The sequence below is a fragment of the Albimonas pacifica genome (genome assembly GCF_900113695.1).
Classification (GTDB): domain Bacteria; phylum Pseudomonadota; class Alphaproteobacteria; order Rhodobacterales; family Rhodobacteraceae; genus Albimonas; species Albimonas pacifica.
Map to the genome: position 1 here is coordinate 219,640 of NZ_FOQH01000008.1, position 17,011 is coordinate 236,650.

The following is a 17,011-nucleotide window of genomic DNA, read 5'->3' on the forward strand; positions in this document are numbered from 1 at the left end:
CCCCGCAAGGACCGCCTCGGGACGGCCCGGGCGGAGGTTTCGCCCCGCCCCGGCGACTCGCTCCCGGCCGGCGAGGGGCGGGAGCCGGCGGCCCGGCAGGATCATGACCGGAAAGTAAATGCGCATCATTCATGTTATTGGTTCTTTAACAAGTTGTTAAATGCGCTTTAACCATGGGGATCGCTACTGGCTGCATGGATCTCGACGTCTGGTCGAGATCGCCAGAAACGGAATGCAGACCCATGGCGACCAACCCCAGGATCGTCGGAAGGACCGGCGAGATGAGCCTGCTCAACGGCCTGAACCCGATCGGCGCGCCCTACCGGGGCCGATGGCATCCCGACGTCTTCGCCCGCCACGGCTATGTGCACGAGGCCGGGGCGCTGGTGAAGCGGCTGCTGGTCGGCGGGCGGGAGGGGCCGAATTTCGTGATCTTCGGGCGGGCGCGCTCGGGCTCGACCCTGCTGGTGAAGCTGCTGGGGCAGGTGGAGGACATCCACTGCCGGGGCGAGGCGCTGCATTTCGGGGTGCTGGCCCCGCGCGCGCATCTCGCGCGGCTCGCGGCCCTGCGCAAGGCCCCGGTGCATGGCTGCAAGCTGCTCTCCTACCAGCTGGTCGAGGTGCAGCGGATGCGCTCTGTCGCGGCCTTCCTGCGCGGGCTGGTCGAGGACGGGACGGTCCTGATCCACCTCACGCGCGGGACGCTCGCCCAGGCCACCTCGCTCGCGGTCGCCCAGCAGACGGCGCTCTATCACGTGGGCCGCGGGGCGGGGGCGGGGCGCGCGCCGGTGCATCTCGATCCGCAGGCGTTCGTGGCCCAGGCGCGCATGCAGCTCGGCCTCCTGCAGATGGAGCGGGCGGCGCTCTCGGGCCTGCCGCACATGCAGGTGGACTATGAGCGCGACCTGCTGCCCGCCGAGGCGCACCAGCCCACGATCGACCGGATCTGCGCGCGTCTCGGCGCACGCCCCGGGCCGGTGGAGAGCCCGCTTCGCAAGATCCTCTCGCCGCGGCTGGAGGAGGCGGTGGCCAACGCCGGCGAGATCCTCGCCGCGCTGGAGGAGAACGGGCTGGGCCGGCTGATCGCCGAGGCCGCGGACCGCTCGCCCCAATGGATGCCCGGCGCGGCGATCGCCGCGGAGTGAGCGCGGCGCCCGCCGGGGCGCACCCGCGCCCGGCGCGCCGCCCCGGAGCGGCGGCGCCGGGCGGCGGCCGCGATCAATCGGCGGCTTCCTCCAGCTCTTCCTCGGCCTCGTTGGCGGCGTGGGAGACGCCGCTGCCGGCGGCCTGGATGTCGCGGCCGGCGCCGTCGACGGTGTTGCAGGCGGACAGCGCGGCGGCGGCGAAGCCGGCCGCCATCAGGGTCACGAGGGTCTTGCGGGCGATCATGATGCGAATCTCCGTTTCAGGCCGCGGAAACGGCTGCGGCCGTCATCCATGGTGGCGCGGACCGTGTCGGAGATGCGGCGCGACGGCGCCCTTCAGGTGAGCATCTCCTTGGTCGCCGACAGCGTCACCTGAGGATGGTCGCGGGCGATGCGGTCGAGGTCCCACTGCAGGCGGATCATGTAGACGGGATCGCCGTCCGAATCCTCGGCCATGTGGCCCTTGTTGCCCTTCATGAAGGCCTCGACGGCCTCCTTGGGGCCGCTCACCCAGCGCGCGCCGGTGAACTGGGTGGGCTCGAAGCGCACGGGCAGGCCGTATTCCTGCTCGATGCGGCTCGCGAGCACCTCGAACTGCAGCTGGCCGACCACGCCCACGATATGGCCCGAGCCGATCTGAGGCTTGAAGACCTTGGCCGCGCCTTCCTCGGCGAACTGGGTCAGCGCCTTGTCGAGGTGCTTGGCCTTCATCGGGTCGCCCGCGCGGCAGGTCTGCAGCAGCTCGGGCGCGAAGGCGGGGATGCCGGTGAAGCGCAGGTTCTCGCCCTCGGTCAGCGCGTCGCCGATGCGAAGCTGGCCGTGGTTGGGAATGCCGATGATGTCGCCCGCCCAGGCGTCGTCCAGAACCTCGCGCTCGGAGGCCAGGAACATCACCGGGTTCGAGATCGCCATGGGTTTCCCGGACCTTACGTGGTGCAGCTTCATGCCCCGCTTGAAGTGGCCCGAGCACAGGCGCAGGAAGGCCACGCGGTCGCGGTGCTTGGGGTCCATGTTCGCCTGGACCTTGAAGACGAAGCCGGAAACCTTCGGTTCCTCAGGCGAAACCTGCCGCGGCTCGGCCGGGCGGGGCTGCGGCGGGGGCGCGTGGTCGGCGAGGCCCTGGATCAGCTCCTGCACGCCGAAGGAGTTCAGCGCCGAGCCGAACCAGATCGGGGTCATGTGCCCCTCGCGGAAGGCCTGGCCGTCGAAGGCGGGGAGCAGGCCGCGGGCCATCTCGACCTCCTCGGCCAGCGTCTCGGCCTGCTCCGGGCTCATGTGGTCCGCGAGCTTCGGATCGGAGAGCCCTGCGATCTCGACGTTTTTCGCGCGCACGTTGCGGTCGGCGCGATCCATGACGTTCAGCCGGTCGCGCAGCAGGTCGTAGGCGCCCACGAAGTCGCGGCCCTGGCCGACGGGCCAGCTCGCGGGGGCCACGTCGATCGCCAGCATCTCCTGGATCTCGTCGATGATCTCGAAGGTGTCGCGGCTCTCGCGGTCCATCTTGTTGCAGAAGGTCAGGATCGGCATGTCGCGCAGCCGGCAGACCTCGAACAGTTTTCGGGTCTGCGACTCCACGCCTTTCGCCCCGTCGATGACCATGATGGCGGCGTCGACCGCGGTCAGCACCCGGTAGGTGTCTTCCGAGAAATCGTCGTGGCCGGGGGTGTCGACCAGGTTGAACCAGGTCCCGTTCCACTCGAACGACATGGCGGAGGCGGAGACGGAGATCCCGCGCTCCTGCTCCATCTTCATGAAGTCCGAGCGGGTGCGCCGCGCCTCGCCCTTGGCGCGGACCTGGCCGGCCATCTGGATCGCGCCGCCGTAGAGAAGGAACTTCTCGGTCAGCGTGGTCTTGCCCGCATCGGGATGCGAGATGATCGCGAAAGTGCGGCGACGCGCGATCTCGGGCGGTAGCTGGGGGGCGTTCGACAGGTCCTGCATGGCGCGCGGTATAGGGGCGGGCGGTCCTGCGCGCAACGGCGTCATGCGCCGGCCCGGGCCTCCAGCCGGCGGGCGAGGGTGGGGGTCTCGTCCGAGCGGCAGCGGGGCACGATGCCGTAGGCCGCCATCACCCAGCAGAACAGCGCGAAGGCCACCAGGCCGAGCGCCATCGCCCCCAGCAGCGCCTGCCCGAAGGCCGCGCCGCGCAGCGCCGCGAGCGCCTGGCCGAGGCCGCCGGCCTTGTCGGGATCGTAGGTCCAGGCGGCCCAGACCAGCAGGGCGCCGATGACCCCCACCGCAGCCCCCTGGGCCGCCACGCCGTAGCGCAGCACCCCGTCGAGCCGCCGGGTCAGCGGCGTCGCGTGGAGCTTGTCGCGAAACCCGGCCGAGACGCCCTTGTGGACGTAGTAGCCCCCCGCCCCGATCACCACGAGCCCCGCGGCCGCCACCGCCCAGACCCCGTAGGGCTGCCCCATCAGCCAGGCGGTGGCCGAGCGCGCGCCCCCGCCGCCCTCTCCGCCGCCCCCGCCGATGCGCAGGCCGAGGAGCAGCGTCGCCGCATAGACCCCGATGCCGAGGTGGATCAGACCGGAGGCGACCTGGCCCAGCCGTGCCAGCGCGCCCTTGGCGCCGCCGCCATGGGCGTCGAGGTCGAAGGCCGCCGCCATCAGCCGCCAGACCGCGTAGCAGGCGAGCCCCAGCGCCACGGCGGCCAGCGCCGCCAGACCCCAGGGCGAGCCGCGCAGGCTCTCGAGCGCCTCGGTCGTGCCTTCGGCCTGGCCGCCGTAGACGGCGGCGGAGACCGCCAGCGCACCGGTCACCGCGTAGGTCAGGCCGCGGCCGAAGAAGCCGATGCGCATCGCGGGGACCACCCATCCGGGGGTCTTGTCCATGGCCGAGCCTCCTGCCGTGCCGCTGCGGGAGGTCCGTGCTCGCCGCGCGGCGCGGCGAAGTCATGCTGGGCCGGCGGCGGGAGGGAGGCGATTCCGGGGCGCGCCGCCCCGGTCGCGCCGCCCGGGGGATCGGACGCCCCCCCGGGCTTCGGGGATCAGCGGCGCACCAGCAGCAGGTCGCAGGGCGGGTCGCGCAGCAGCTCGGCGGCGAAGCGGCCCAGCAGCGTGGGGTTCAGCCCGCCGCGCCCGTGGGCCCCGATGGCGACGAGCTGGGGCCGGGTCTCGGCGACCATGCGCGCGAAGGCGACCGTCAGCCCGCCCTCCTCGAGCCGCGCCTCGTCGAGCGTGCCGCGCAGGCCGTTGGCCGCGATCCAGCCGTCCATGTCCGCCTGTGCGAGGTGGAGGAACGGCGCGCCCAGCACGTTGCGCTCGCCCCCCGCGCTGAGGCCGGCGTAGGGGACGTGGACCGCGTGGAAGCCCACCAGCCTCGCCTTCGGCGCCAGGCGCCTGGCCGCGCGCACCGCGGCGGCGGCGGCGGGCGAAAGATCCAGCCCCGCCAGCGTCGAGGCGTAGGGCGTCTCGGCCGCGACCGAGACCAGCAGCACCGGACGCAGGCTCTGGCTCGCCAGCCGCTCGACCGTCGGGCCGCCGAACAGGTCCACCAGCGGGCGGCGGCGGGGGATGCCGGTGACGATCAGCTCGGCGTCGAGCCTGTCGGCCGTGGCCAGGATCACGGGGACCGCGTCGCCGAGCTCGACATGCAGGGTCCAGTCGCAGGCGGCGGCGTCGGGCAGGGCGGCGCAGAAGCGCTCCAGCTCCTCGCGCGTCTCGGCGCGTCGACGCTCGACGATCCTCTCGGGCTGGTCGTCGTCCACCACGCTCAGCAGGTGCAGCGCCGCGCCGCGGGCCCGGGCGAGCGCGAAGGCGCGGCGCACCGCGCGCTCCGAGCGCAGCGAAAGATCGGTTGCGACGAGGATGTTGGGCATGGCGTTCTCCCTCTGCAGCTCGCGTTTCGAATATGTATGCATCGGCGCGGAGCAGGAAAGAGCGCGGGGAAGAGGGGCGGGGCGGCCGCCCCTCCGCCCGCCTTGTCCCGGCGCCGCGGCCCGCCTAGTGTTCGCCCGTCCCGCCGCCCCCCGCGGCCGCTACACAACAACGGGAGACCTCCGATGGACCTCGGCATCCGCGGCAAGACCGCCATCGTCTGCGCCAGCTCGAAAGGCCTGGGCAAAGGCTGCGCCCAGGCGCTGGCCGAGGCCGGGGTGAACCTGGTCCTGAACGCCCGCGGCGCCGAGGCGCTGGAGGCGACGGCGACCGAGATCCGCTCCGCCCACCAGGTGCAGGTGGCGACGGTGGCCGGCGACATCACCTCGGACGAGGGTCAGGCGGCGGTGCTGGCGGCGGCGCGCGAGATGGGCGGCGGCGTCGTGGACATCCTGGTCAACAACGCCGGCGGCCCGCCCCCGGGGATGTGGTCGGACTGGGAGAAGGAGGACTGGCTGAAGGCCCTGAACTCGAACATGCTGACCCCCATCGCCCTGATCAAGGCGGTGCTGCCCGGCATGATCGAGAAGAAGTGGGGCCGGGTGGTCAACATCACCTCGCAGTCGGTGAAGTCGCCGATCCCGGTGCTGGGGCTGTCGAACGCCGCGCGCGCGGGCCTGACCGGCTACGTCGCGGGCACTTCTCGCCAGGTCGCCCAGCACGGGGTGGTGATGAACAACCTGCTGCCGGGCGCCCACGACACCGACCGCATCAAGTCGCTGAACGCCGCCGAGGTCGAGAAGCGCGGCATCACCATGGACCAGGCGATGGCCGAGCGCGCCAACGCGATCCCCACCAAGCGCATCGGCACGCCCGAGGAATTCGGCGCCACCTGCGCGTTCCTGTGCTCGCAGCACGTGGGGTTCATGATCGGGCAGAACGTGCTGCTCGACGGCGGCATCGGCAACACCACGATGTAAGCCCATGAGCGGGCTGGGAGACATCCCGCCCCGGCTGCGGCCGGGGCGGGTCGAGGACGCGGTCGCCTGCGCCCGGATCGAGGCGGAGTGCGCCCTGCAGTTCCGCGACGGCCCGCAGGCCTGGGTGGCCGAGCGCGCCCCGCCCCCGCCCGCCGAACATGCCGAGGCGGCGACGCTGCGCCGCCTCGAGGTCGCCGAGCTGCACGGGGTGGTCGCCGGCTTCGCGATCCTCGAGCCCGATCCCGCCAGCGCCACCCTGCACCTGGTCGAGCTCGACGTGGCCCCGCGGTTCCAGCGCCGCGGCCTCGCCCGCGCGCTGGTCGGGCGGGCGATGGCGCAGGTCGCGGAGCGGGGGCTGTCGGCGCTCACCCTCACCACCTTCCGCAACGTGGCCTGGAACGCGCCCCTCTACCGCCGGCTGGGCTTCGAGGAGCTGCCGCGCGAGGCCTGGACCGCCCCCTGCCGGCGCGAGACCGAGGGGATGGCCGCCCGCGGCCTGCCCACGATCGACCGGGTGGCGATGATCCGCCGCCTCTGACCTCCCGCTTCCCAAGCGCGACGCTTGCCTCGGACCGGCGCGGTTGCTATCCGCCGATCCCGAGAAAAACGCTCGGGAAGCCGCGCCCTCCGAGATCCCGCCAAGGAGCCTCCCCCTGTCCGACGTCGTCCCCCGCCTGGCCCTCGACGGTCTGCGCCAGGTCTACGAGGGCAGGGCGGTGGTGGACGACGTCTCGATCGAGGTGGCGCCGGGCGAGATCGTGTGCCTGCTGGGCCCCTCGGGCTGCGGCAAGTCCACCACCCTGCGCATCGCCGCGGGGGTCGAGCGGCAGGACGCGGGCGCGGTCGCGATCGACGGCGAGACCGTCTCCGACCCCCGCCGACACCGCCCGCCCGAGGCGCGCAACGTGGGCCTCGTGTTCCAGGATTTCGCGCTGTTCCCCCATCTGCGGGTCGCGGAGAACATCGCTTTCGGGCTGAAGCGCGCCGACCGGGCGGCCCATGCCGGCCGGGTGGACGAGCTGCTGCGCCAGGTGGGGCTGGACGGCTACGGGCCGAAATACCCCCACCAGCTCTCGGGCGGCGAACAGCAGCGCGTGGCGCTGGCCCGCGCGCTGGCTCCGCGGCCGCGGGTGATGCTGATGGACGAGCCGTTCTCGGGCCTCGACAAGCGCCTGCGCGACGAGGTGCGCGACGAGGCGCTGTCGGTGCTCAAGGCCGAGGGGGCGGGCGTGCTGCTGGTCACCCACGAGCCGGAGGAGGCGATGCGCATGGCCGACCGCATCGCGCTGATGCGCTCGGGGCGGATCGTGCAGGTCGGCGCGCCCTACCACATCTACAACTACCCCGCCGACCGGCAGGCGGCGGCGTTCTTCTCGGACCTCAACGTGATCCGGGCGCGGGCGCGCTCGCGCCAGCTGGAGACGCCGTTCGGCCTGTTCCTGACCCCGGGGCTCGAGGACGGGCAGGAGGTGGACATCGTGATCCGCCCCCAGCACCTGAAGATCGACCCCGACGTGGGGCAGGGCGGGCCCCGCCCCTCGGCCGCCAACGGCGCGCCCGCGCGCGGCGCGGTGGAGCGGGCGCGGTTCATGGGCTCCGACAGCCTGATCGAGGTGCGCATGGACCACGACGGATCGGTCCTGCGCGCGACCGTGCCCGGCGCCTGGCTGCCCGAGCGCGGCGCGGGGCTGTGGCTGTCCCTGCGCCGCGACCGCTGCTTCGTGTTCCCCGCCGACTGACCCGGTCCGGGACACTATCCGACGGATAGCGCCTGCGAGTTCCGCCTCTTGCGCAGCTCGGTCGGCGCCGACGACCAGATCGACGCACTTGCCGGTCCGCTCGCCGAGCGTGCAGCGCGAGGCGCCGGCGTCGCGATGGTCGCGCAGCCGCGCCAGCGAGACGTTCGCCGAGGGATCCGAGCTCGGGATCCTCACCGGCCGCTCGCCGGTGCGCGCCTTCACCCGCTCCCGGCAGACCCGCTCGGCCGCCCACTGGCGGCGCACCCTCCTTCAGGCGGCCCGGATGCGCGTGCGTGCAGGCGACGGGGGGGAGCGTCGCGGCGACGGGGCGCAGCACGGCCGGCAAGAGGGGCACGTCATCGGGCTCCGGCCTGGGAACGGCTCCGGGACGGCCCGGCTGCGGGGCGCCGTGCGGCCGCGGCCGGGCGCGCCGTGGAGGGTCGACGCCGCGGAATGGGCGACGGATGAACGCAGTCCGCCGCGTGGAACAGCCTGCCGCCGGTCGAAATCCCGGGCCCCGCGACCATTGACGCCGCCCTCGCGGCATCGCGCCGGCGCGATGGGGGCTTCAACCGGGGCTCGCGATCCAATACATGAAGCGATGACCGTCCGCGCCGAGGCGCGCGGAAGCCAGACATGGGAGGCAGGGCCATGGCCCCGAGCATTTGGCAGATCCTGATCGTCGCCGTCCTCGTCGTGCTGTTGTTCGGGCGCGGCAAGATCTCCGGCGTGATGGGCGATGTCGCGAAAGGCATCAAGAGCTTCAAGAAGGGCATGCAGGACGACGACTCGACGTCCTCGACCGCGACCCCGACCGCGAAGCGCGTGGGCGAGCCCGGCGACGACGCCGTGGACGTGACGCCGTCGGCCGAGAAGAAGGACGCTTGATCCCTCGGTCGGCGATGGCGGAGGTCGCCTGAATGTTCGACATCGGCTGGTCGGAACTGCTGGTGATCGGCGCGCTGGCGCTGATCGTGGTGGGCCCGAAGGAGCTTCCGGGAATGCTGCGCACCTGCGGACAGTACGTGTCCAAGGCGCGGCGCATGGCGCGCGACTTCCAGCGCACCATGGAGGATGCGGCCGACGCCGCGGACCTGGGCGAGCTCAAGGACGTGCAGAAGTCGATGGCGGACTGGAACCGCAAGGTCGGTCCCGGCGCGCCGAAGGCCTATGCCAAGGACTTCCTGAAGGGCGACGACAAGACGACGTCCGAGGCGAAGTCCGACCCCGGTTCGCTCGACGCCGCCGACGCGGCCGAGAACGCGGCCTGGGCCGCGGAGCAGGAGGCGATGCGCAAGGCCGAGGCGGAAGCCGCGGGCCAGGCGACGCCCGGTCCCTCGCCCTCGACCCCCGCTCCGGAGGCCGCGCCCGAGCCGTCCGCCGCCCCGGCCCCGCCGCCGGCCTCGAAATCCGCGTGACGCCCGCCGCCCGTCCGCGGGCGGCGGCGAGACGCCGGGCACCGGGGGGCTCCCCGGCCCGTGACCGCTGTGTGAGACCCCGATGACGAGCCATACCGACGAGGACGATATCGAGGCCTCGCGCGCGCCCCTGATCGAGCACCTGACCGAGCTGCGCAGCCGCCTGATCTGGTCGCTGTGGGGCTTCGCCGGCACAACGATCTTCTGCTTCATCTTCGCGCGGCAGATCTTCGACATCCTCGCCGGTCCCCTGCGCCACGCGCTGCTGGACCGGGGGCTGGAGCCGCGGCTGATCTACACCGCCCTGCAGGAGAAGTTCTTCACCGACCTGCGGCTGGCGGTGTTCGGCGGCTTCTTCCTCGCCTTCCCGATCATCGCGACGCAGGTGTGGAAGTTCGTGGCGCCCGGTCTCTACCGCAACGAGCGGGGGGCGTTCTGGCCCTTCCTGGTGGCCACGCCGATCCTGTTCTTCACCGGCGCCTGCCTGGTCTATTTCTTCGTCGCGCCAATGGCTTTCGGCTTCTTCCTCGACTACGGCACCACCGGGGGCGAGGACGGGCTGGCCACGTCGACCGACTTCCTGGGCCGGGTCCGGGAATACCTCGACATCATGATGACCTTCATCCTGGCCTTCGGCATCTGCTTCCAGCTGCCGGTGCTGCTGACCCTGCTGGGGCGCGCGGGCCTGGTCTCGGCCGACGGGCTGGCGCGGACGCGCAAATACGCCATCGTCGCCATCGCCGCCGCCGCCGCGATCCTGACCCCGCCGGATCCGCTGAGCCAGCTCGGCCTCGGCATCCCGGTGTATTTCCTCTACGAGATCTCCATCCACCTGGTCCGCGCCGCCGAGCGCAAGCGCGCCCGCCAGGAGGAGGAAGAGGACGAGGAGCTGGGCCTGTGACCGGTTTCGCCCGCCCCCTGTCGCCCCGCCCCGAGGCCGAGGGCGAGGATCTGATGACCCGCCTCGTCGCCGCGCTGGAGCGGATGAGCCCGGCTCCGCTGAGCGCGCCCGACTTCGCGGCCGCCGACGCTTTCGTGTGGCATGCCTCGCCCGACCGGCTGGACCCGGTGCCGGTGGTCAGCCGGGTCGAGCTGGACCTGCTGGTGGGCATCGACCGCTCCCGCGACGTGCTGCTCGACAACACCCGGCGCTTCGCCGACGGGCTGCCGGCGAACAACGCCCTGCTGTGGGGCGCGCGGGGGATGGGCAAGAGCTCGCTGGTCAAGGCCGCGCACGCCCGGGTGAACCGGGACCGCGCCGACCCGCTGGTGCTGGTCGAGATCCAGCGCGAGGACCTGCCCAGCATCGGCCGCCTGCTGACCCACCTGCGGGCGGCGGCGGAGCGGCGGTTCCTGCTGTTCTGCGACGACCTCTCCTTCGACAAGGACGACGCGCATTACAAGAGCTTGAAGGCGGTTCTTGACGGCGGGGTCGAGGGCCGGCCGGGGAACGTGATCTTCTACGCCACCTCCAACCGACGCCACCTGATGCCGCGGGACATGATCGAGAACGAGCGCTCGACCGCGATCAGCCCCTCGGAGGCGACGGAGGAGAAGGTGAGCCTCTCGGACCGTTTCGGCCTGTGGCTGGGTTTCCACGCCTGCGCGCAGGACCAGTACCTGGCGATGATCCGCGGCTACTGCGACGCCTACGGGATCGAGATCGACGACGAGGACCTGCGCGCCGAGGCGATCGAGTGGCGCCAGACCCGCGGCTCGGTCTCCGGCCGCGTGGCCTGGCAGTTCGTCACCGATCTCGCCGGCCGTCGGGGCGTGCGCATCGGCTGAGGCCGCCCGCGCGGGCACGGCGCCCGCCCGCCCACCCCGCCGCGCCCGCGCGGGCTTGCGCCCGGGGGCAGGCGACTTTCGAGATATCAACGGCATGGCTGCGGATCCTGCGACGGATCCGCAGCCGCCGTCCGCTCTGAAAGCGCGAAGGCCGCCCGAAGGGCGGCCTTGCCGTACGATCCCAGCTGTTCGCCACAAGGGGCTGAGAGATCAGAAATACTTCTCCGGGTCCTCGGAGAAGGCGCCCTTGCGCACCTCGAAGTGCAGGGTGGCCGAGCCGGAGGCCGGCGCGCCGACCGAGCCGATGCGCTGGCCGGCCGAGACCGTCTCCCCCTTGGTCACGTCGATGTCGCCCAGGCGGCTGTAGACGGTCATCATCTCGTCGGTGTGGCGCACCAGCACGATGTTCCCCCACTCGCCCAGCGAGCGCGAGACCAGCGCCACCGTGCCTGCGGCCGCGGCCGACACCGGCTCTCCCGCCGTCGCGGCGAAGTCGACGCCGTCGTTGCGCTGGCCGGAGCCGGAGCGGTTGAAGGACGACACGATCCGCCCCGGGACCGGGCGCGACAGCTTGTCGGGAGCGACGGCGGGGGTGGGGGCGGGGGCCGGGGCGGCGGCGGCCGGCGCCGGGGACGCCTCGACCGAGGCGGTCTGCACCGGCGCGGCGGCCGGGGCCGGCGCCGGGGTCGACGAGACCGGCGCCGCGGCGGGCGCGGGGGCGGTCGGCGTCGCGGGCGGCGGCGACTGGTACTGGCTCATGTTCGGGGAGGCCAGCGGCTGGGCCTGCATCGTGTCCGGCGGCAGCGGCGCGCCGGAGGAGGGCGGCGGCGTCGCCGTCCCCTCGCCCCCCGGCGGGTAGAGCGGCACCTGCGTCGAGCCCCCGGTCGAGCCGGCCGCCGGGATCACCAGCACCTGGCCCTCGGTCACCGCGTAGTTCGGCCCCGACAGCGCGTTCCACGAGATCAGCGCCTCGGGCGTGACCCCGTACTGGCGGGCGATCGAGTAGATCGTCTCGCCGTCCTCGACGTCGTGATAGCCCACGTCCGACCCGCCGGGCCCGGAGGCGGCGGCCGTCCCCAGCCGCGGCGTCCCCGCCGTGACCGGGCCGCCGTCGGTGCGCTGCAGCGCCCCCTCGACCATCGAGGCGGACCAGCCGCCGGGGGCCGCGCTCGTCTCGACCGGCGAGGCCGAGGCCGCCACGACCGTCGCCGCCGGCGCGGGGGCGGAGATCGCCTGCGGCGCCTGGGACAGGGCCTGCGGCGCGCTCGCCGCCGCCGGGGCGGCGGAGGACGAGGAATAGCCCCCCGCGCGCGGCGGCAGCACCAGCTCGTCGCCCGGGGTGGGCACGTAGGAGGTCGGCAGGCCGTTGTAGGCCGCAAGCTCGTTGGCTGAGATCCCGACCCGCAGCGCCATCGCCTGCACCGTGTCGCCCCGCCGGGCGACCACGGCCGAATAGTCCTGGTAGACCAGCACGCCCCGCGAATCCGGCGTGGGGTTGCGCGTGGCCGCAGGGGACGAGGGCGCGGCGGCGGGGGCGGCGCTCGCCGGGGCCGAGGGCGCGGAGGCCGACGAGCCGCCGCTTCCGTCGGAGCAGGCGGCCAGCGCCAGCGCGGAGGCGGCGAACAGCAGGGCCGCGCGGGCGCGCGAGCGGCCCGCGGCGGGATCGGCAGGGGAAGTCGGTCTGGTCATGGCGTCTCTGCGCGTCGGATCGGGGCGGCGCAAGGGCCGGGGGACGGGGCCGGCGGATCCGGCCCTGCCGCTCAGGGGTCTGGGGTCAGTCAACCACGTCCGCGGCCACGCCCTCAAGCAGCGGCACGAAGCGGACGGGCGAAAGCTCGGAATATTGAAGACCGTCGGCGGTCTTCTCGACCCGCAGCAGCTGCTGCACGTCGTCGGTCTGGCCCACGGGCAGGACCATCACCCCGCCCTCGCGCAGCTGCTCGAGCAGGATGGCGGGCACGTCCTCGGCCGCCGCCGTGACCATGATCCGGTCGAAGGGCGCCTGCTCGGGCAGGCCCAGCGCGCCGTCCGCGGTCATGATCGACACGTTGGAGAGGTGCAGCTTCCGCTCGATCACCTCGCGCGCCTGGCGGGCGAGCGGGCGGTGCCGCTCGACCGAGTAGACCCGCCGCGCGAGCCGGGCGAGGATCGCGGCCTGGTAGCCCGAGCCGGTCCCGACCTCGAGCACCTTGCACCGCGGCGTCGCCCCCAGCGCCTGGGTCATCTGGCCGACGACCGAGGGCTGGGAGATGGTCTGCCCGCAGGCGATGGGGAGCGGGATGTCCTCCCACGCGCGGTCCTTGAACGATCGGTCGAGGAAGGCCGCGCGCGGCGTCTTCTCGATCGCGTCCAGCACCCGCTTGTCGGTCACGCCGTTCGAGCGCAGCGCGAAGATCAGCTGCATGACCTCTTCCGCCGTGCCGTCCCGTTCCCCCGCGGTCATGAGCGCTCCTCTCAGGCCGTGCGCCGCGCGGCCGCGCCCGACAGCGCCGCCTCGACGTCGGCGAGCCGGTCGTGGGCGGTCAGGTCGCAGCGCAGCGGGGTGACGGTGATCCAGCCCTCGGCGGTGCCGCGGGCGTCGGTGCCCTCCGCCGCCAGCTCGTTGCCCTTGGCGTGGGCGAGCCAGAAGTAGGAGCGGCCGTTGGGGGCCACGGTCTCGGTGACCTTGAAGGCGCCGCCGGGGCGACGGCCCTGGTTGGCCGCCCGGATCCCCTGGATGCGGTCGCCGGGCACGGGCGGGAAATTGATGTTGTAGAACAGGCCGTAGTCGGCCTTCGCCTCCCACGGCATCGCAAGCACGCGGCGCACCGCGTCGGGGCCCGCGCGGCGCGCCCCCTCGAACAGGTCGTCGAGCTCGAGGTTGTCGGGGCCGTAGCCCTGCGACAGGGCGATGGAGGGCACGCGCGCCAGCGTCCCCTCGATCGCGCCGCCGACGGTGCCGGAATAGACCACGTCCTCGGCCACGTTGTGCCCGCGGTTGACGCCCGAGAGGATCAGGTCCGGCGGGCGGTCGGCCATGATGTGGCTCAGCGCCACGATCACGCAGTCCGCGGGCGAGCCGTCGACCGCGAAGCGGCGCGGGCCCAGCGGGTTGATGCGCATCGGCTTGGTGTAGGAGATGCAGTGGGCGACGCCGGACTGCTCGGATTCGGGCGCGATGGTCCAGACCTCGCCCTTCGGGCCCGCCAGGGCCAGGGCGATGTCCTCGGCCGCGCGCAGGCCGGGCGCGGTGATGCCGTCGTCGTTCGTGATCAGAATTCGCATGGAGCCCCCGCTGCTCCGTCCCCCTTCGACGCCGCGAAGGGTCCGGAGCGATGACGCATGCTGCGAGGATTACCCGCGCCCGGGGTCGAGGTCCAGCCGGGCGCGGGCTGCAGGCGGGGGTTTCGACGGCGGCGGGACTATTCCGCCGCCAGCGCCGCCACGCGGTGACGCGAGGGCTGCATGTGCAGCTCGCCGAAGGTGAACTCGCGGTAGTCGCAGGTCAGCTCCTCGCCTGCGGGGATGTCGCGCAGCGCGATGCCGACGTCGGCGCCCTTGAAATCGGTGTTGGGCTGGTCGGCGTGGTTCATGAACCGCCCCTCGTCCGCGTCCAGGAACAGGAACTCGGGGTGGTCGAGGTGGTCGTAGCCGTAGCGCTCGAGGAACTCGCGCATCACCGGCTCGGCGGTCTCGACCAGGGAGCGGGGCAGCTTCTGGTCGAACCGGTCGTCGAAGCGCCAGACGACGTCGCCCTTGCGGATCGGCTCATGGCAGAACACCCCCAGGCCTTCGATGGAGGAGGGGGCGAGGTAGCAGCGGACCGTCATCATGGCCGCGATTTTCCGTGAGGCCGGGCCGCCCGACCGGACGTTTTTCAGGAGGGCCCGCAGCCGCTTGCAGGACGGTCCTGCCACGGTGTCGGGGCCCCCGCGCGGGGCGGCGCGCAGAATCGTCAATACGCCGATTCCGCGCGCGATCAAGCGATAAGTGCGGCGCCCCGCCCGAGGCTTCCTTCAGGCGAGAGAGCCGTCCGCGGCGATGACCGATCGGCCCCCCATCCAGGGCCGCAGGACCGCGGGGATGTCGATGCCGCCGTCCGCGCGCTGGTAGGTCTCGATCACCGCGATCAGCGCCCTCCCGACCGCGAGGCCGGAGCCGTTGAGCGTGTGCACGAACTCCGGTTTCGCCGTCGGTTCAGGACGATAGCGGGCGTTCATGCGGCGCGCCTGGAAGTCGCCGCAGAGCGAGCAGGAGGAGATCTCGCGATAGGCCCCCTGGCCGGGCAGCCAGACCTCGATGTCATGCGTGCGCCGGGCGCCGAAGCCCATGTCGCCGGTGCACAGCACCATGGTGCGGAAGGGAATCTCCAGCGCCTTCAGGATGTTCTCGGCGCATCCTGTCATGCGCTCGAGCTCCGCGAGCCCCTGGTCGGGGGCGACGACCGAGACCATCTCCACCTTCTCGAACTGGTGCTGGCGCAGCATCCCGCGGGTGTCCTTGCCCGCCGAGCCCGCCTCGGAGCGGAAGCACTGGGTGTGAGCGGTGTAGCGCTGGGGCAGGGCCGAGGCGTCGAGGATCTCTCCGGCGGCGAGGTTGGTCAGCGTGACCTCCGCCGTGGGGATCAGCCACCAGCCGTTCTCGGTGCGGTAGCTGTCCTCGGCGAACTTGGGCAGCTGCCCGGTGCCCAGCATCGCCTCGTCGCGCACCAGCACCGGGGTCCAGACCTCGGTCAGCCCGTGCGCTTCGACATGGGTGTCGAGCATGAACTGCGCCAGCGCCCGGTGCAGGCGGATCAGCGCGCCCTTGAGCACCACGAACCGCGCGCCCGAGAGCTTGGCGGCGGCCGCGAAGTCCATCAGGCCCATCGCCTCGGCGATCTCGAAATGTTCCTTCGGCGCAAACGGATACTCGCGCGGGCTGCCCCAGCGTCGCAATTCGACGTTGTCGGTCTCGTCCTGGCCGTCGGGGATGTCGTCCAGCGGCAGGTTGGGCAGCGACATCAGCGCGTCGCGCAGCGCCTCGTCCTCGGCCTTGGCCTCTTCCTCGAGCTTCGCGATCTCGGCCTTCTTGTCGGCGACGAGGGCGCGCAGCCGCTCGAACTCCGCCTCGTCGCCGCTGGCCTTGGCCTTGCCGACGAGCTTGGAGGCGGCGTTGCGCTCGGCCAGCGCCGCCTCTGCGGCGGCGATCTTGGCGCGGCGGGATTCGTCCAGCTTCAGAAGGGCTTGCGACGCGTCCTGCACGCCCCGACGGGAGAGCGCCGCGTCGAAAGCGGCGGGGGTCTCGCGGATCTGGCGGATGTCGTGCATGGAAGCCTCCGGGGCCTGAGTCGGTCTTGGCGCGGGGGTTATGCGTCAGGACCGGGCCAAGGGGAAGCCTCGGATGGCGGAGGGGGCGGCTCAGGCCTCGTTGGTCGAGAGGCCGCCGCCGACCTCGACCAGCCGCGTCTCGCCGCCCGGCGGCAGGGAGGTCAGCGGCCAGCGGGCGCCGAGAAACCGGTCGCGGCCCACGCGCACGGTGTTGACCGCGTCCGACTGGTTGCCGCCCAGGATCAGGAAGGCGCCCGGGTCCTCGCCGGCGTAGAAGCCCACGTGGCCGTTGCCGGACGCGAGGCTGGTGCGCCAGAACACCATCACCGCGCCCATCTGCGGCTCGCAGGGCTGGCCGAACCGCTCCCAGGCGCGGGCGCGCAGCACGGCGGCGGGCAGGCCCTCGTCGGGCAGGGTCGCGCCGATGCAGTGGCCCACGAAGAGGCCGCACCACGGGATGTCGTCGCCGGGATAGTGCAGCTCCAGCCCGTCCGCCCAGTCGAGGATCGTCTGGGTGGAGGCGGCGCCGGGCGTCTCGGTCGTGCCCACCAGGCGCCGCGCCTCCTCGAACCAGGGCATGGCGTCGACCGAGGCGGGGGCGGGGGCGGTCTGCCCCTCGAACAGGGCGCGCATCGTGTTGGGCCCGACGATGCCGTCGGCCACCAGCCCGCGGGAGGCCTGGAAGCGGCGCACGGCCGCGACGGTCAGCCGCCCGCGCAGGCCGTCGATGGGGCCGGGGTTGAAGCCCAGCTTGTGCAGGCGGGCCTGCACGCGGGTCCACTCGTCGCGGGTCATCGGCGATCTCCCCTCGGTCGCTGCGCGTCGGCGCGGCATG

The 17,011-nt window shown here is 72.9% G+C and carries 18 protein-coding genes; 8 read left to right on the forward strand and 10 right to left on the reverse strand.

Annotation, left to right across the window (positions count from 1 at the left end; all coding sequences use genetic code 11):
* Positions 1-281: 281 nt before the first annotated feature.
* Positions 282-1,145 (forward strand): sulfotransferase family protein, encoded by an 864-nt coding sequence (locus BM064_RS18205; RefSeq protein ID WP_143103377.1) that lies wholly within the window; start codon positions 282-284, stop codon positions 1,143-1,145.
* 73 nt (positions 1,146-1,218) lie between these two features.
* Here BM064_RS18205 and BM064_RS18210 read toward each other — a convergent pair whose 3' ends face one another.
* From BM064_RS18210 to BM064_RS18225, 4 genes are all read right to left on the reverse strand, one after another.
* Positions 1,219-1,389, reverse strand: a complete 171-nt coding sequence (locus tag BM064_RS18210) for an entericidin A/B family lipoprotein (protein ID WP_092861943.1) — start codon at positions 1,387-1,389, stop codon at positions 1,219-1,221.
* 92 nt (positions 1,390-1,481) lie between these two features.
* On the reverse strand, positions 1,482-3,086 hold the full coding sequence (locus BM064_RS18215) for a peptide chain release factor 3 (protein ID WP_092861945.1): 1,605 nt from the start codon (positions 3,084-3,086) through the stop codon (positions 1,482-1,484).
* Between the two features lie 41 nt (positions 3,087-3,127).
* Positions 3,128-3,979, reverse strand: a complete 852-nt coding sequence (locus BM064_RS18220) for a DUF1206 domain-containing protein (RefSeq protein WP_245779207.1) — start codon at positions 3,977-3,979, stop codon at positions 3,128-3,130.
* A 155-nt stretch (positions 3,980-4,134) separates the two neighbouring features.
* A complete protein-coding gene (locus BM064_RS18225; RefSeq protein WP_177236319.1) occupies positions 4,135-4,965 on the reverse strand; it encodes a universal stress protein in 831 nt (276 codons plus the stop codon).
* A gap of 183 nt (positions 4,966-5,148) precedes the next feature.
* Between BM064_RS18225 and BM064_RS18230 the strand changes: the two genes are divergently transcribed.
* The 7 genes from BM064_RS18230 (at position 5,149) to BM064_RS18260 (ending at position 10,888) form a co-directional block, all read left to right on the forward strand.
* On the forward strand, positions 5,149-5,943 hold the full coding sequence (locus BM064_RS18230; protein ID WP_092861949.1) for an SDR family oxidoreductase: 795 nt from the start codon (positions 5,149-5,151) through the stop codon (positions 5,941-5,943).
* 4 nt (positions 5,944-5,947) lie between these two features.
* Positions 5,948-6,481: a GNAT family N-acetyltransferase gene (locus BM064_RS18235; RefSeq protein WP_092861951.1), complete on the forward strand. Its 534-nt coding sequence runs from the start codon at positions 5,948-5,950 to the stop codon at positions 6,479-6,481.
* A gap of 115 nt (positions 6,482-6,596) precedes the next feature.
* Entirely contained in the window at positions 6,597-7,682 is a 1,086-nt protein-coding gene (locus tag BM064_RS18240; RefSeq protein ID WP_092862265.1) for an ABC transporter ATP-binding protein, read from the forward strand.
* Between the two features lie 651 nt (positions 7,683-8,333).
* Positions 8,334-8,570 carry a twin-arginine translocase TatA/TatE family subunit gene (locus tag BM064_RS18245; RefSeq protein WP_092861953.1) on the forward strand — a complete coding sequence of 79 codons (237 nt, stop codon included), beginning with the start codon at positions 8,334-8,336 and terminating at the stop codon, positions 8,568-8,570.
* 32 nt (positions 8,571-8,602) lie between these two features.
* Positions 8,603-9,100 carry a Sec-independent protein translocase protein TatB gene (gene tatB, locus BM064_RS18250; RefSeq protein ID WP_092861955.1) on the forward strand — a complete coding sequence of 166 codons (498 nt, stop codon included), beginning with the start codon at positions 8,603-8,605 and terminating at the stop codon, positions 9,098-9,100.
* Positions 9,101-9,182: 82 nt separating this feature from the next.
* Positions 9,183-10,001 carry a twin-arginine translocase subunit TatC gene (gene tatC / locus BM064_RS18255; RefSeq protein ID WP_092861957.1) on the forward strand — a complete coding sequence of 273 codons (819 nt, stop codon included), beginning with the start codon at positions 9,183-9,185 and terminating at the stop codon, positions 9,999-10,001.
* A gap of 53 nt (positions 10,002-10,054) precedes the next feature.
* Positions 10,055-10,888: an ATP-binding protein gene (locus tag BM064_RS18260; RefSeq protein WP_092862267.1), complete on the forward strand. Its 834-nt coding sequence runs from the start codon at positions 10,055-10,057 to the stop codon at positions 10,886-10,888.
* A 210-nt stretch (positions 10,889-11,098) separates the two neighbouring features.
* On the opposite strand, the gene BM064_RS18265 is transcribed toward BM064_RS18260, so the two are convergent.
* The 6 genes from BM064_RS18265 to BM064_RS18290 form a co-directional block, all read right to left on the reverse strand.
* On the reverse strand, positions 11,099-12,577 hold the full coding sequence (locus BM064_RS18265; RefSeq protein ID WP_092861959.1) for a LysM peptidoglycan-binding domain-containing M23 family metallopeptidase: 1,479 nt from the start codon (positions 12,575-12,577) through the stop codon (positions 11,099-11,101).
* Positions 12,578-12,662: 85 nt separating this feature from the next.
* Complete coding sequence (locus tag BM064_RS18270; protein WP_092861961.1) at positions 12,663-13,331, reverse strand: protein-L-isoaspartate(D-aspartate) O-methyltransferase; 669 nt, start codon at positions 13,329-13,331, stop codon at positions 12,663-12,665.
* Between the two features lie 11 nt (positions 13,332-13,342).
* Positions 13,343-14,152, reverse strand: a complete 810-nt coding sequence (gene surE / locus BM064_RS18275; RefSeq protein ID WP_092861963.1) for a 5'/3'-nucleotidase SurE — start codon at positions 14,150-14,152, stop codon at positions 13,343-13,345.
* Between the two features lie 137 nt (positions 14,153-14,289).
* The gene (locus tag BM064_RS18280) at positions 14,290-14,700 is read right to left on the reverse strand and encodes an SET domain-containing protein (protein WP_092861965.1); all 411 of its coding nucleotides are present in this window, start codon (positions 14,698-14,700) and stop codon (positions 14,290-14,292) included.
* A 183-nt stretch (positions 14,701-14,883) separates the two neighbouring features.
* Positions 14,884-16,176: a serine--tRNA ligase gene (gene serS, locus BM064_RS18285; protein ID WP_092861967.1), complete on the reverse strand. Its 1,293-nt coding sequence runs from the start codon at positions 16,174-16,176 to the stop codon at positions 14,884-14,886.
* Between the two features lie 90 nt (positions 16,177-16,266).
* On the reverse strand, positions 16,267-16,971 hold the full coding sequence (locus tag BM064_RS18290; RefSeq protein ID WP_092861969.1) for an NlpC/P60 family protein: 705 nt from the start codon (positions 16,969-16,971) through the stop codon (positions 16,267-16,269).
* Positions 16,972-17,011: the final 40 nt, after the last annotated feature.

Excerpts from the sequence above, each read along its gene's own strand:
- BM064_RS18215 (WP_092861945.1), bottom strand. The coding sequence starts at position 3,086 with ATGCAGGACCTGTCGAACGCCCCCCAGCTACCGCCCGAGATCGCGCGT.
- BM064_RS18230 (WP_092861949.1), top strand. The coding sequence starts at position 5,149 with ATGGACCTCGGCATCCGCGGCAAGACCGCCATCGTCTGCGCCAGCTCG.
- BM064_RS18220 (WP_245779207.1), bottom strand. The coding sequence starts at position 3,979 with ATGGACAAGACCCCCGGATGGGTGGTCCCCGCGATGCGCATCGGCTTC.
- BM064_RS18280 (WP_092861965.1), bottom strand. The coding sequence starts at position 14,700 with ATGATGACGGTCCGCTGCTACCTCGCCCCCTCCTCCATCGAAGGCCTG.
- tatB (WP_092861955.1), top strand. The coding sequence starts at position 8,603 with ATGTTCGACATCGGCTGGTCGGAACTGCTGGTGATCGGCGCGCTGGCG.
- BM064_RS18245 (WP_092861953.1), top strand. The coding sequence starts at position 8,334 with ATGGCCCCGAGCATTTGGCAGATCCTGATCGTCGCCGTCCTCGTCGTG.
- BM064_RS18270 (WP_092861961.1), bottom strand. The coding sequence starts at position 13,331 with ATGACCGCGGGGGAACGGGACGGCACGGCGGAAGAGGTCATGCAGCTG.
- BM064_RS18210 (WP_092861943.1), bottom strand. The coding sequence starts at position 1,389 with ATGATCGCCCGCAAGACCCTCGTGACCCTGATGGCGGCCGGCTTCGCC.
- BM064_RS18205 (WP_143103377.1), top strand. The coding sequence starts at position 282 with ATGAGCCTGCTCAACGGCCTGAACCCGATCGGCGCGCCCTACCGGGGC.
- BM064_RS18260 (WP_092862267.1), top strand. The coding sequence starts at position 10,055 with ATGACCCGCCTCGTCGCCGCGCTGGAGCGGATGAGCCCGGCTCCGCTG.
- BM064_RS18235 (WP_092861951.1), top strand. The coding sequence starts at position 5,948 with ATGAGCGGGCTGGGAGACATCCCGCCCCGGCTGCGGCCGGGGCGGGTC.
- tatC (WP_092861957.1), top strand. The coding sequence starts at position 9,183 with ATGACGAGCCATACCGACGAGGACGATATCGAGGCCTCGCGCGCGCCC.
- BM064_RS18265 (WP_092861959.1), bottom strand. The coding sequence starts at position 12,577 with ATGACCAGACCGACTTCCCCTGCCGATCCCGCCGCGGGCCGCTCGCGC.
- serS (WP_092861967.1), bottom strand. The coding sequence starts at position 16,176 with ATGCACGACATCCGCCAGATCCGCGAGACCCCCGCCGCTTTCGACGCG.
- surE (WP_092861963.1), bottom strand. The coding sequence starts at position 14,152 with ATGCGAATTCTGATCACGAACGACGACGGCATCACCGCGCCCGGCCTG.
- BM064_RS18290 (WP_092861969.1), bottom strand. The coding sequence starts at position 16,971 with ATGACCCGCGACGAGTGGACCCGCGTGCAGGCCCGCCTGCACAAGCTG.
- BM064_RS18225 (WP_177236319.1), bottom strand. The coding sequence starts at position 4,965 with ATGCCCAACATCCTCGTCGCAACCGATCTTTCGCTGCGCTCGGAGCGC.